Genomic DNA, 13,627 nt, shown 5'->3' on the forward strand with positions numbered 1-13,627 from the left:
GTTGGCTCGACACTTTCGCACCATCATGATCATCACCGCGACCGCCGCCGCGAGTATCACCATCGTCATCATGATCGTCGCTGGTACAAGCACCATCACCACCACGATGATCATCACCACCGTCACCATGACGACCATCATCATCACCATTACCCCTATGATCGCTGAGTGGTGGGCCTTTCAGGGCGGGTGTGCAGGACAGCTCGCCCTGTCGCTTTCGATGCGTTTGCAACGGCTCACGCGCGCGCTGTCGAGTGTCCGTTGCAATAAATGTGTCTGACTGGGAAACAAAATTGGAAAAGAGCCGCCAAATAAACAGGCGTGCTTGAAATATGGGCTGGTGCGGACTTTCTCATTCGTCTAGGGTGTCGGAACTAAGTTTCAGATATATATGATGTTTTTATCCTTAATTTGTTGAATATCGAACTGTTTTCGCGCCGAGTTGTTGTATTTGGGGAATGTTCTCCCTCTATGTTGCGAGTTTGCGGAAACCGTGGAATCTATGCCTCTCCCAAAAAAACTTTCAAAACGAGGGGAATTCCATATGTTCAAGAAAGCGGGCCAACTGGCCCTGTACGCTGTGCCTTGCCTCTGCAATGCCAGCCGCTGCCTATGCTGAGGTGGTGATTCACCGCGGCAATGCGGCTGATCCCGAAACGCTGGATCAGCACAAGACCTCAACAGTTTACGAAGCCAACATCCTGCGTGACCTGTACGAAGGCCTGGTCACCTATGATGCCGATGGCAAGATCATTCCATAGGTGTTGCCAAGAGCTGGAAAGTTTCGAAGGACGGCAAGGAATACACCTTCACACTGCGCAAGGATGCGAAGTGGTCGAATGGTGACCCGGTTGTCGCCGGTGATTTTCAGTTTTCGTTCCGCCGCGTGATGAACCCGGAAACGGGAGCAAAATACGCAACGGTTCTATATCCCATTCTCAATGCTGAAGCGGTCAACACGGGCAAGATGCCTGTCGACAAGCTTGGTGTGAAGGCGATTGATGACCATACGCTTGAGATCGACCTCAAGTCGCCAACCCCTTATTTCCTCGGCCTTCTTGGCCACCAGACGGCGCTTCCGGTCAACCCGGGTGCGGTGAAGAAGTGGGGCACGGATTTTGTCAAGGCTGACCACATGGTCACCAACGGCGCTTATACGCTGGCTGAATTTATTCCAAACTCCGACGTCAAGCTTGTGAAGAACAAGTACTTCCATGACGCCAAGGATGTGAAGATCGACACCGTTTACTGGTATCCGACGGAGGATCGGTCGGCTGCTCTGCGTCGCTTCCAGGCTCGGCGAACTCGACACCAATGTCGATGCGCCGACGGAACAAATGAAGTTCATGAAGAAAAACCTCGGCAAGGAGCTGCATATCGCGCCTTACCTCGGGGTTTACTATTATGCGCTGAACATGCGCCGCGACAAGCTGGCTGACCCGAACGTGCGTCGCGCCCTGTCCGAGTCGATCGATCGCGAATTCCTCGCCGATCAGATCTGGAACGGCGTCATGCTTCCTGCTTTCTCCTTCGTGCCTCCTGGAATTGGCAACTACGGCGAGCCCGCCTATGCCGATTACAAGGACATGTCGATGATCGACCGTGAAGATGAAGCCAAGAAGCTTCTCGAAAAGGCCGGTTACAACAAGGATCATCCGCTCAAGCTGACGATCAACTACAACACTTCGGAAAACCACAAGAACACGGCTGTCGCCATTGCCGACATGTGGAAGCCGCTGGGTGTTGATGTGAAACTCATCAACACTGACACGAAGACTCATTACGCCATGCTGCGTGACACCCAGGACTTCGATGTGGCCCGTGCAGGCTGGATCGGCGACTACTCCGACCCGCAGAACTTCCTGTTCCTGACGGAAAGCAACAACACTGGCTTCAACTATGCGGGCTACAACAATCCGAAGTTCGACAAGCTGATGAAGGAAGCCTCAACCGAGGTTGATCTGAAGAAGCGTGCCGAATTGCTGAAGCAGGCCGAAGCGATGGTCGTCAAGGATCTGCCGAACATTCCGTTGCTGTACTACAGCTCCATCAACCTGGTGTCCAAGCGGGTTCATGGGTTCAAGGACAACCTTCTCGACATTCACATGAGCCGTTGGCTCAGCCTGGATCCGAAGAAGTAATCCTGTTCGACTGTCTGCGTGTGGGGGAAGGGGCTTCGCCCATACGCAGACGTGACATCGTCCACCAAGGGATGCAGGGTTGTCCTGACACGTGCGAAGCTGACACCTGACACCTGACACCTGTACCAAGCGGTTCATTTCACCGAGTGGTCAGGTGATCCTGTTTTGTGCGAAGCGGACTGTCTTTAATGGCAGGCGACGGATGACCTCACGGGGCTGACGGGCTCCCTCTGGCAAGCTGGATTTTCCGAATGTTGCGTTATGTGCTTGGACGGCTTTTGGGTGCCATTCCCACGCTGTTCCTGATTGTCACAATTTCATTCTTCCTGATCAGAATTGCGCCCGGCGGGCCCTTTGATCTCGAACGGCCGCTGACCCCGAAGGTCATGGCCAACCTGAACAAGATCTATCATCTCAATGAGCCGATCTGGCAGCAGTATCTGCTGTATCTTCAAAGTCTGGCGCATTTGAATTTTGGCCCGAGTTTCTATTTCCGCGACTTCACGATCAACGAATTGTTCGCCGAAGGCCTGCCGATTTCCATCCAGCTCGGCCTGAGTGCCTTGACGCTGGCGCTGGTCTCCGGCGGCATCATGGGCGTGTTCGCAGCCCTGCGTCAGAACCGTTCTGGTGACTACATGGTCATGACCGCAGCGACGCTGGGGGTGACTATTCCGAACTTCGTCGTCGCGCCCGTTCTGACGTTGATTATCGGCCTTTGGCTGGGCTGGTTGCCTGTGGGTGGCTGGGGCGGCGGGGCCTTCGTCAACAAGGTGTTGCCGGTCATCACGCTAGCCCTGCCTCAGGTCGCTGTGATTGCGCGTCTGACCCGTGGATCGATGATCGAGGCCCTGCGCTCCAACCATGTGCGCACCGCTCGCGCCTATGGCCTGAGCGACTATCTGGTTGTCGTGGTGCATGCCCTGCGTGGTGCCATCCTGCCGGTGGTCTCCTATCTCGGCCCTGCAGCGGCGGCACTGCTGACGGGATCGGTGGTGATCGAGACGATTTTCGGAATTCCCGGAATTGGCCGTTACTTTGTGCAAGGCGCCTTGAACCGCGATTATACGCTGGTGATGGGCACTGTTGTCGTGGTGGCCGTCTTTGTCATCCTTTTCAATCTGTTGGTCGACCTGCTTTACGCATGGCTTGACCCGCGCGTTCGTTACGATTGAGGGGAACGCTTGTGAACTCTGAAACTGCAAACACCCCAGCGGCTGGCGAAGAACCCGCCGCCGTGCGTGGACGCTCGTTGTGGCACGATGCCCGCGACCGTCTTCTGAGCAACAAGGCTGCCGTTGGCGGCCTCATCGTTTTGACGCTGATCACGCTGATTTCGATCTTCGGTCCGATGCTGTCACCGCACAGCTATGACACGGTCTACCGCAATTACGTCAAGGTGCCCGCCAGCATCCATGCCTATCCGCTGAAGGAGGATGTCGAGCCGGGCTTCAAGTCGGTTCTCCGGCGCGCGCGCGTCAAGCTGTCCGACTATTCCTCGGACGGAAAATCCGTGCAGGCGACCATCACCGGTTATCGCAAGATTGACCCGCGTATCGTGCGCTACGTCGATCGCAGTGATCTTTTCAAGAATGCGAGCATCACCGATTATTCGGATGACGGAAAATCGGCCGTCATGCATGCAGACATCAAATATCTGCATTTCTACTTCGGCACGGATGCCAACGGGCGGGACCTGATGACCCGCACATTCATTGCCGGGCGGGTGTCATTGCTCATCGGCGTGCTCGCCACCACAGTGGCCCTGTTCATTGGCGTCATCTATGGCGCTACGGCGGGTTATCTTGGTGGCAGGGTTGACCGCTACATGATGCGCATCATCGACATTCTGTATTCGCTGCCGTTCATCTTTTTCGTGATCATGCTGGTGGTGTTCTTTGGTCGGAACTTTATCTTGATGTTCATTGCCGTGGGCGCTGTCGAGTGGCTTGATATGGCCCGCATCGTGCGCGGTCAGACCTTGATGATCAAACGGCAGGAATATGTGCAGGCGGCGGAAGCCATGGGTGTCGGTGATGCCGGCATTCTGCGGCGTCACGTCATTCCAAATTCGCTTGGTCCGGTGGTGATCTACATGACGCTGCTGGTGCCCAAGGTGATCCTGCTGGAAAGCTTTCTGTCGTTCCTCGGTCTTGGCGTGCAAGAGCCGATGACCAGTTGGGGCGTGCTGATTTCCGAAGGTGCGCGCAGTATGCAGGGCGCGCTCTGGATGTTGCTTTTCCCATCGATTTTCCTGACATCGACGCTTTTCGCCCTGAATTTCATCGGCGATGGTCTGCGTGATGCCCTTGATCCGAAGGACAGGTAAGCCATGACTGCGGATACACCAAAGACACAGACGTCGCCGGAGCATGCAACCCCGGCCCCGCGTGAGACTGTTTTCGACGTTCAGAACCTGACCGTCGATTTCAAGACACCGTCCGGGCCGGTGAATGCGGTGCGTGGCGTCAACATTTCGGTCGCGGCGGGTGAGACTGTTGCCATTGTGGGCGAAAGCGGGTCTGGCAAGAGCCAGACGATGATGGCGGCCATGGGTCTGCTTGCCAGCAATGGCATTTGCGGTGGTCGTGTGGACTATCGGGGCAAGAACCTGCTGGAGATGAACAAGCGTCAGCTCAATCAGGTGCGCGGCAAGAAGATCACGATGATCTTTCAGGAGCCGATGACGTCGCTCGATCCGCTCTACACCATCGGGCGGCAGTTGAGTGAGCCGTTGATGCAGCATGGCAACATGGGCCGTCGTCAGGCGCGCAAGCGGGCGCTGGAGTTGCTGGAACTCGTCAATATTCCTGATGCCGCTCGCAAGATGAACTCCTATCCTTACGAGTTGTCAGGCGGTCAGCGTCAGCGTGTCATGATTGCCATGGCGCTTGGCAATGATCCTGATGTTCTGATCGCCGATGAGCCGACGACGGCGCTGGATGTGACCACTCAGGCGCAGATCCTTGACCTGATGAAGGATCTTCAGGTGCGGCTTGGCATGGCAGTGATCTTCATCACGCATGATCTTGGCGTGGTTCGCCGCATTGCCGACCGGGTATATGTGATGAAGGATGGTCTGGTTGTCGAAGATGGCACTCGCGAAGAGATCTTCGATCACACCGAGCATCCGTATACGCAGATGTTGCTGGACGCCGAGCCGACCGGCAGCAAGGAGCAGGTGCCGGAGAGTTCCGAGATCGTGCTGTCTGCCAACAACATTGGCGTTGAGTTTACTTTGGAAGGCGGCTTCATGAAACCGGATTTCAAGCTCAAGGCGGTGGATGACATCACGCTGACATTGCGCAAAGGACAGACACTGGGTGTGGTTGGCGAAAGCGGATCGGGCAAGTCAACGCTTGGTCGGGCACTTTTGAACCTTCTGCCGCATGAAGGACGCGTCGTCGTCTCCGGCGAGGCGATCAGCGGCTTTAACCGGGCGCAGATGCGTCCGTTGCGCCGTGGCTTGCAATTGGTGTTTCAGGATCCCTTCGGCTCTCTGAGCCCGCGCATGACGATCGGTCAGATCATCTCCGAGGGCTTGCGGGTTCACGAGCCACACCTCTCCAGACGTGAGCGCGACGAGCGTGCCTGTCAGGCGATGGAGGAGGTGGCCCTGGACCCGGTCGTGCGCAACCGCTATCCGCACGAGTTTTCCGGTGGTCAGCGGCAGCGCGTCGCCATCGCCCGTGCCATGGTGTTGAAGCCGAAGCTTGTCGTTCTCGATGAGCCGACCTCGGCGCTGGATCGTACCATCCAGAAGCAGATCGTCACGCTGCTGCGCGATTTGCAGGAAGAGCACGGTCTGACTTACCTCTTCATCAGTCATGATCTCTCGGTTGTGCGGGCGCTGTCCGATACAGTCATGGTCATGCAACGGGGCAAGGTGGTGGAAGTCGGGCCGGCGGCGGAGCTGTTCGACAATCCGAAGGAAGCCTACACGCAGGAATTGGTGGCTGCGGCCCTCAAGACCGCCCACGTGCGCTAGCGAGCCATCCGGTTCTGGTCTGATGGGTGCGAAAGCCGTTGGCCGGGTCGGAGGCATTGATCATGAGGGGGGCATCCTGTGCGCAGGGTGCCCTTTTTGCTGTGCCTTACCACCAACTGGCGAGAGGGCGGTGGAACCCCAGGCTCTGATCGCCGACCCAAGCGTTTTGCCAAGGCGAAAGGAAGATTGCATCGCGCTGTCGCCGACAGTACGTGCCGAACACGGCCGCATGCGCAGGGGCGTTTGTCGAGGCAGGGTAGGGGGCGCGATGTTGACGTGTCCGCTCCTTTCTGGATTTTGTCCAGAAAGGAGCGGTGGGTTTCACGTCGATGGGGTGTGCTTGATCCATGTATCAAGCCGAAACAATAGAAACTCCGGCGAGCTTGTGCTTTGCACTTATATCTTCGTTCGGTTCTGTCGTTTCGCAGTCAATAAAGCTCATCGTCACTCATGAACTTGATTAACCTTACGTAACATGTTTCTCGAAGGTCTCTTCGCAGAAATAGCGATGATGCACACACATTGAGGTCACAAGTTTGCGAGTAGTGGATTGTGTTAAATACGTAGAATGCATTTAGAATTTCGTCGAAGACTGGGATATAAGGGTTTTCCCTTATATCCTTTTGATTTCATTATGCTTGCGTCCGTTCAAGAACCGACAGCCAATTCTCTGAGGCGATTTTGCGGATCACGTCTTCACCAAACTGGGCGTCGCGGAAGGCCTGAATAAGATTTGGCAGGCCGGCGGCGTCCTTGATGCCAGCGGGCACCATGCAGCCGTCGAAGTCAGAGCCAAGAGCCACGCCATCTTCGCCCAGATGTTCGATCAGATGGGCCGCGTGATGCACCACCACATCCAGCGGCGTGTTGGTGCTCATGACACCGTCTTCGCGCAGGAAGCCGCAATGGAAGTTGATGCCGACAAGGCCACCGCTTTCGCGGATTGCATGAAGCTGCCGATCCGTCAGATTACGGGCGTTGGGGCAAATCGCGTGAACGTTGGAGTGGCTGGCCACCAGGGCGCAGTGGTGCTCTTGGCGACATCCCAGAAGCCTTTTTCGTTCAGGTGGGACAGGTCGATCAGGATCTTGAGCTCGTTGCAGGCCTTGACCAGTGCCTTGCCCGTATCTGTCAGGCCGTTGCCAATGTCGGGCGAGGCCGGGAAGCTCATTGGAACACCTTCGGCGAAGATGTTGGGGCGGCTCCAGACCGGACCGATGGACCGCAGGCCGGCTCCATGCAGCGTTTCCAACGCATCAAACTCGGGATCGATGGCTTCCGCGCCTTCAATGTGTAGAGACATCGCCAGAACGCCTTCGTCCATCGCCTGCAGCGCAAGTCTGCAGCAGAGCGGCAGATCTTGATCTGGCCGTCGGACTCGCGCTCGAGGCGATAGGCTTCGCCCGCCATCTTCATGGTGAAATACAGGGCTTCTTCCTGCTTGATCGGCGCATAATTCTTGGCGTCGTTCGGATCGTAGGGCTTGGAAAAATCCTGATGAATGTTCGAAGGGGCGAACATGGCAAACAGGCCACCCGCCAGACCGCCTTCGCGCGCCCGCGGCAGGTCGATATGGCCGTGGTTGGCGCGCTCAAAGAAACTGGTCTGTTTGGGAGTGCCGCGCTGCGTGACGAGACGCAGAAGCGTGTCATTGTGACCGTCAAAAACAGGAACGAGAGGGGTGTTAGGGCTTGGTGTATCTGACATGGATTGAAGAAAACTCTTGAAAAGTCGGGAACATTGTGGCGCGGAGCAGGCTCCAGCGAGCAACGCACCCTGTTCGCCGGTGGGGGAGCATTCCAAGAACCTGTCTTATTTCAGTGACTTTGGAAAGAGGGGGCTGCCGTTCAATTGTGCTGATCACTGCCACATATGAGGCAGAAACAAAGGAACGGGACTTGTCATGCGGCGTTTGTTAGGCAATGAGAAGACAGCCTGTCGATCAAGGAGCATTTGATTGTGAACCAGAGAATCCCTTCGCCCTCTCTAAAAGTTGATCCTTCCCAGCCGGATGGGGCGACGCGCCGGATGCTGCTTTTGGGCGGATTGTCTGCGTTTTGTCTGCCCTTGGCCGGATGTTATTCGGTTGGCCTGCATGATCAGCCGCCGCTGCCGGATGAGCAGTTTGATTATGAAACCGCTTACGCTGCACGCGAAGACGGGGAATTTCACATTCCGGCCATCAATTACAAGGCTGTTGATCGTCAGTTCTGGCGTCAGATTGTGAATCACAAGTCGCGTGCCCGCCCGGGGAGCATCGTCGTCGATCCGCATCATCACTTCCTGTACTGGATCTTGTCGTCGACGCAGGCGCTGCGCTATGGCGTGGGCGTGGGGCGGGCGGGCATGGCCTGAGTCGGGTGATGCGACAATCCGCATGAAGCGCGAATGGCCGACATGGACGCCGCCGAGCGAGATGATTGCCCGTCAGCCGTCGCTGCGTCGCTACAAGGACGGTATGGATGGTGGTCCACACAATCCGCTGGGGGCTCGTGCCATGTATCTTTATCAGGGTTTTCAGGACACCTATTATCGTATTCATGGCACGACTGAGCCGAGCAGCATTGGCCACAGCGTGTCCTCGGGCTGCATTCGCATGTGGCAGCAGGACGTGATTGATCTTTATGCCCGCGTGCCGCTGGACACCAAGGTTCTGGTGCTGGGCAAGGATCAGACCGACGCCATTTGATCGGTTCAGACCGATTGCACACACGAAAAAGCCCGCGTCATAGGATGCGGGCTTTTTGTTTTGGTTCGTGGGTATCCTGTGTCGACCAGCCGTCGCTTCAGGCCGCATAGCCATGCAGCGCAACGTCGCTTAGAACGGCAGTGAAATGGCAAATGGCGGCGGCCAGCACGAAAGCGTGCCAAATGGCGTTCTGAAAGGGCAGCCGTTTGCAGGCGTAGAACGCCGTGCCTGCGGTGTAGAGCAACCCGCCAATGACGATCATTGACAAGGCAAACACCGACGCATGTTCGGCCAGGGGTTTGATGCCGAAAACCACCACCCAGCCAAGGGCCAGGCAGATCGGAACCGTCAGCCGGTCGAGTTTCTTGAGGTGGGCCAGCTTCAGAATGACACCGGTTGCGGCGCCGGCCCAGACGACAATCAGCATGATGCGTCCGGTCAGTCCGCCAATGACCATTGAGGTCAGAGGGGTATAGGTGCCGGCGATCAGCAGAAAGATGGCAGCATGGTCAAGCCGCCGCAGAATGCCTGCCTTGTTGTCCTTCGCCAGCATGTTGTACAGCGCCGAGCAGATCAGCATGGCCAGCAGGCAGCCCGCATAGACGAACACGGAGACTTGGCGCGGTGTGCTTGGATTATCCCACATCAGCACGATCAGGGTTGCCAGTGCCGATCAGTCCCAGCGTGATGCCAATGATGTGGATTGTGCCGTCTGCAATTTTCTCGGCTGAAGTGACCTGGCGCAAGGCAGTCTCCCTCTGGCATCTCGGTTGAATTCCTCTCAGGGTGCATGACGCGTGTGTCGTGATCAAGATGCTTCCCACGAAAGATCGGTGACAGGGCGTCATCTGATGGATAACAGCCGGGGTCTTCCTCTGTGACGCTCGCAGCACTGTGTCTGCTACATTGGGGCTTGCGCAAGCTGGCGTTTTTCCGTGCAGGAGCACGGCCGAAAAGCCTCGATATGTGCCCGTCAAGACTTGCTCTGCCGTTGCAAGGCAGGTAGATCAGGGCTGTCCATTTCTTCGGTCGGGGCGTGACTCGGCAAAAGCCACGAGAGGCGCGCGCAAAGGTCCGTCGCCGAACAGAAATTTTGTGCTCCAGTGGGTCGGCCCGACCCGGTTGAACGGAGAGGCGAGGCGGATCCCGCCATTCGTAGAAGGGTTTCATGCCCTGGACATCAGACACGCCATGTTGAACTGAAACGGATGCTTCGGAAGCTGAGATGACGGTGAACATTGATATCGGAGAAAAGGCGCGCGGAGAGCGAGCCGAGCTGGACCTTGAAGAGCTTCTGGCCACCCGCCTGCTTGTTCAGGGCAACTCCGGATCGGGTAAATCTCACCTTTTGCGCCGTATTCTTGAACAGTCCAGCGCCTGTGGTGCAGCAGGCTATCATCGACCCGGAAGGCGATTTCGTCTCTCTGGCTGAAAAGCATGGTCATGTCGTTGTGGACGCGGTGGGCACCGAAAAAGACCTGCAAATGATCGCAGGGCGTGTGCGCCAGCATCGTGTCTCAGTCATTCTCAACCTGGAGGGCCTGGACGCGGATCGTCAAATGAAGGCCGCGGCGACTTTTCTAGATGGTCTTTTCGATGCTGACCGGGACCTGTGGTATCCGATGCTTGTCATCGTCGATGAAGCACAGCTCTTTGCCCCCGCAGCCGCAGGCGAAGTGACAGAAGAAGCCCGCCGCCGCTCGCTTGGCGCCATGACAAACCTGATGTGCCGCGGACGAAAGCGCGGCCTTGCAGGCATTATCGCGACGCAGCGTCTTGCCAAGCTGGCCAAGAATGTCGCCGCTGAAGCCTCCAACTTTTTGATGGGGCGCACGTTTCTCGATATCGACATGTCGCGCGCTGCAGATCTGCTTGGCATGGAACGCCGCCAGGCAGAGACTTTCCGCAATCTGGATCGCGGCCATTTCGTCGCGCTTGGGCCTGCCTTGTCGCGTCGCCCGATCCCGGTCAAGATCGGTCCGGTGGAAACATCGGGGCGCGGTGGCCATCACAAGCTGATGCCCTTGCCCGAACAGCCCAAGGATGAGGCAAAGGATCTTATTTTCTCGCCGGGGGCGGGCGAGGAGACCCAGTCACGCCGTCGCTTTATTGAACCGGAAGTCTCGACCGACGACGTGCTGAACCAACTCACCACCGCGCATGGCGCACGGGAGGCGGCGGTGGAACCGGCTGCGACGCTGCTCGACTACGGAGAGCGTGAGGAAAAGATTGATGTGATCATCGGCGAAATCCTGAGCGAGACGGACGCAGCCTTTCAGCCGATTGCTTCGCTTTATCAGGATTTTCAGGTGCGGTGTCGCATTGCCAAATTGCTAGGCTGGAGCGCCGGACTTGCAGATGTTCCGTGAGAAGTTGTCGGTGGCCCGCGCCGGGATCGATAAAGGCGAGATGGACGATGGTGAGTGGCAGAAGGCTGAACTTGTCGCGGGTGAACTGCCCGAGGACATGCGCGGCGTTTATCTGTTGTTGGCCAAGGCTGCATTGGCCAAGGCGCCGTGTCCGGGCAATCGTGAGATTGCAACAGCCTATGGCACCCGCTCGCCGGGACGCGCGCGCTGGTTGCTCAGTCATATGGAAGAGCGCGGCTTTCTTGTCTGTGCCACGGATTTGCGCGGTAATCGCATCGTCACGTTGACCGATTTGGGGTGGCAGACGGCCCCGGGCGATGAAGCCGCCGCCTGAACCGGGTTTGCGTTTCCCGCACGGCAAATATCTGTTTCCCGGGTCGAAACATACTTGGGGTGTCGTTCCGCGCCTGTCGGCAACGCTTCGTCATAGCTTGGCTTCGTCTGGCGCTGTTCGTTTGCTGTAATATAATCTTCCTCTAGGGAAGAAGTGTCATTATTTACAGTGGTATTATAAATATTAATCTGTGTTTATAAGCAATTTTATCAGTAAGACATTTTATTTATTCCTGAAACGACTGAGATTTTCAAATTATATTAAGAGACGCAGCTCGTAATGACTTTGGTTATTACGGGAAAGCATATGTCTGAGCAGTCCGAAGCTTTTGAAATCCGGCGGCAGCAAATGGCCGCAGCCTTCAGTGTACGCCTGAAAAACGATCTTGCGCTGTTTGAGGGCTTGGCGCGGGATCTCGGCACACCTGCGGATACGGATGACCTGCGCGAGGAGGCTCGCAGAACGGCCCATCGTCTGGCTGGCACTGCAAGTCTGTTTGGCTTTGACGACCTGACTGATCCCGCGCAACGCGTTGAAGTTGCGATTGATAATAAAGTGTCTTTGGCTCAGATCGCCGGAGCGACCGAGCATCTGTGCGGGGTCATCAAGGTGAAGATCTGACAAGACGACGTGTAATTTCAGGTGCGCCAAAATGGGTTGTTGAAGCCTTCTTTTTGACGTGAAGGTTCAGAGTTTCAAATTCGCTGGTGTTGGGCAATTGGGCATGAGTACGAAAAACCGTCGCAACAAGAATATTTTTCTTCTTGAGAAACCTGAGCTTTTCAAGAAGACGCGGGATGCGCTCGTTGCACTGGGATTTGGTGTGATCGACGGATCGCAATTCGCTTTCCATGGTTCCTGTGTTGCCGCGCTTGTGAACCATGACATGGACCGGGACTTCGAGATCTGCCGGTCCATCGGTCGATCCTGCCCTGTGTTGCTGTTGGCAACGCGCTATGATTTCGACTTCAAGCTGGAGGTTGCGCGTCATCATGTGACTGCGTTGATCGAGGCGCCGCTGGATGCGACCCATGTCAGTTCGTGGTTGTCTGAGCTGACAGGCGGCGAGACCGACAATGCCAAGGTGCTGATCATTGACGATGATGAGCTGGCCTCGGAATTCTGTGCGTTGGCACTGCGCGAAACCGGTATGGAAGTGACGACGCTGACCGATCCGCTGCTGACTGAAGGAGTAATTGCGGAAACCTCGCCGGATCTGGTGGTCATGGACATCGACATGCCCGAAGCCAATGGGCTGGAGGTTGCCAAGGCCCTGCGTCTGTCACGGCGTCACCAGAATCTGCCCATCCTGTTTTTGTCTGCCGAGCAGAATACCCGCATTCAGGATCAGGCACGGGCCATCGGCGGTGATGATTTTATCTGCAAGCCGATAGATATGGAAAAACTGACACGGATGATCCGCATGCGGGTGGCGCGCGCATTGGAACTGCGCAACGCCATTGGCAAGGATGGTCTGACCGGTCTCTACAATCACGCACATTTCAAGCAGCGGCTGGACGACGAGTTCAAGCGCACCGGCAGAACCGGTGCCCCAATCGTGCTGGCGCTGTTGGATCTCGATCATTTCAAGTCAGTCAACGACACCTATGGCCACCAGGCGGGCGACCGGGTGCTGCAAGCCTTTTCGGCGCGGCTCAAGGTCGCTATTCGCAGCAGCGACGTTATCGGGCGGTACGGCGGCGAAGAGTTCGCCATTCTGTTCCTCGACACGAAGCCCGAAATGGCTCTGAACATTCTCAACACCATCCGCGAGAATTTCTCGAAGATCGAATTCGACGGCGGCTCGGAGACATTTCAAGTCACCTTCAGCGCCGGTGTGTGCGGCAGCAACTCGACGCCGTCGCCGGAAGCCTTGGTGCGCAAAGCCGACGAAGCCCTTTATGCCGCCAAGAAAAACGGTCGCAATCAGGTCAATGTCTATTTCGAAGGACGGCAGTCGGTAGCTGGTGATGATGAAAGCGATGAGGACGTAAGTCCATTGTCATCCGCCGGATGAGCAAGGGAATGCGAGGGGAATTTTATGCGGCAGGGCAAGAGCATATCTCCGGAACGCGTCACTCGTCGTTCCATTTGGTCAAAGTTGAA

General features: G+C 56.6%; 9 protein-coding genes and 3 pseudogenes. 10 read left to right on the top strand and 2 right to left on the bottom strand.

The features are described 5' to 3' along the window. Position 1: 1 nt before the first annotated feature. The 5 genes and pseudogenes from AC0L7U_RS16540 to AC0L7U_RS16560 all read left to right on the top strand — a co-directional run bounded on the left by AC0L7U_RS16540 (position 2) and on the right by AC0L7U_RS16560 (position 6,129). On the top strand, positions 2–280 hold the full coding sequence (locus tag AC0L7U_RS16540) for a hypothetical protein (protein ID WP_473692225.1): 279 nt from the start codon (positions 2–4) through the stop codon (positions 278–280). Positions 281–596: 316 nt separating this feature from the next. Beyond that, positions 597–2,141 (top strand): annotated as a pseudogene (locus AC0L7U_RS16545) (peptide ABC transporter substrate-binding protein). A gap of 251 nt (positions 2,142–2,392) precedes the next feature. Beyond that, positions 2,393–3,316 (top strand): oligopeptide ABC transporter permease OppB, encoded by a 924-nt coding sequence (oppB, locus tag AC0L7U_RS16550; protein ID WP_473692227.1) that lies wholly within the window; start codon positions 2,393–2,395, stop codon positions 3,314–3,316. A gap of 11 nt (positions 3,317–3,327) precedes the next feature. Further along, entirely contained in the window at positions 3,328–4,470 is a 1,143-nt protein-coding gene (locus AC0L7U_RS16555; RefSeq protein ID WP_473692229.1) for an ABC transporter permease subunit, read from the top strand. A 3-nt stretch (positions 4,471–4,473) separates the two neighbouring features. Beyond that, complete coding sequence (locus AC0L7U_RS16560) at positions 4,474–6,129, top strand: ABC transporter ATP-binding protein (protein WP_473692231.1); 1,656 nt, start codon at positions 4,474–4,476, stop codon at positions 6,127–6,129. Between the two features lie 632 nt (positions 6,130–6,761). On the opposite strand, the pseudogene AC0L7U_RS16565 reads toward AC0L7U_RS16560, so the two are convergent. Further along, positions 6,762–7,836: pseudogene (locus tag AC0L7U_RS16565) on the bottom strand (dipeptidase). Between the two features lie 252 nt (positions 7,837–8,088). Here AC0L7U_RS16565 and AC0L7U_RS16570 point away from each other — a divergent pair. Continuing rightward, the gene (locus tag AC0L7U_RS16570) at positions 8,089–8,484 is read left to right on the top strand and encodes a hypothetical protein (RefSeq protein WP_473692233.1); all 396 of its coding nucleotides are present in this window, start codon (positions 8,089–8,091) and stop codon (positions 8,482–8,484) included. Positions 8,485–8,506: 22 nt separating this feature from the next. Further along, complete coding sequence (locus tag AC0L7U_RS16575; RefSeq protein WP_473692235.1) at positions 8,507–8,818, top strand: L,D-transpeptidase; 312 nt, start codon at positions 8,507–8,509, stop codon at positions 8,816–8,818. A gap of 97 nt (positions 8,819–8,915) precedes the next feature. Here AC0L7U_RS16575 and trhA read toward each other — a convergent pair whose 3' ends face one another. Beyond that, positions 8,916–9,464 (bottom strand): PAQR family membrane homeostasis protein TrhA, encoded by a 549-nt coding sequence (gene trhA / locus AC0L7U_RS16580; protein WP_473692237.1) that lies wholly within the window; start codon positions 9,462–9,464, stop codon positions 8,916–8,918. Between the two features lie 579 nt (positions 9,465–10,043). Between trhA and AC0L7U_RS16585 the strand changes: the two are divergent. The 3 genes and pseudogenes from AC0L7U_RS16585 to AC0L7U_RS16595 all read left to right on the top strand — a co-directional run bounded on the left by AC0L7U_RS16585 (position 10,044) and on the right by AC0L7U_RS16595 (position 13,538). Further along, a pseudogene (locus AC0L7U_RS16585) lies at positions 10,044–11,521 on the top strand (helicase HerA domain-containing protein). Positions 11,522–11,827: 306 nt separating this feature from the next. After that, positions 11,828–12,142 (top strand): Hpt domain-containing protein, encoded by a 315-nt coding sequence (locus AC0L7U_RS16590; protein ID WP_473692239.1) that lies wholly within the window; start codon positions 11,828–11,830, stop codon positions 12,140–12,142. Between the two features lie 103 nt (positions 12,143–12,245). Next, on the top strand, positions 12,246–13,538 hold the full coding sequence (locus AC0L7U_RS16595) for a GGDEF domain-containing response regulator (protein ID WP_473692241.1): 1,293 nt from the start codon (positions 12,246–12,248) through the stop codon (positions 13,536–13,538). Positions 13,539–13,627 lie beyond the last annotated feature (89 nt).

This window comes from Roseibium sp. 10G30-5 (assembly GCF_055809635.1).

Bases quoted from the DNA above. Each gene is read 5' to 3' on its own strand.
- trhA (WP_473692237.1), bottom strand. From the start codon at position 9,464: ATGTGGGATAATCCAAGCACACCGCGCCAAGTCTCCGTGTTCGTCTAT.
- AC0L7U_RS16575 (WP_473692235.1), top strand. From the start codon at position 8,507: ATGAAGCGCGAATGGCCGACATGGACGCCGCCGAGCGAGATGATTGCC.
- AC0L7U_RS16560 (WP_473692231.1), top strand. From the start codon at position 4,474: ATGACTGCGGATACACCAAAGACACAGACGTCGCCGGAGCATGCAACC.
- AC0L7U_RS16590 (WP_473692239.1), top strand. From the start codon at position 11,828: ATGTCTGAGCAGTCCGAAGCTTTTGAAATCCGGCGGCAGCAAATGGCC.
- AC0L7U_RS16595 (WP_473692241.1), top strand. From the start codon at position 12,246: ATGAGTACGAAAAACCGTCGCAACAAGAATATTTTTCTTCTTGAGAAA.
- oppB (WP_473692227.1), top strand. From the start codon at position 2,393: ATGTTGCGTTATGTGCTTGGACGGCTTTTGGGTGCCATTCCCACGCTG.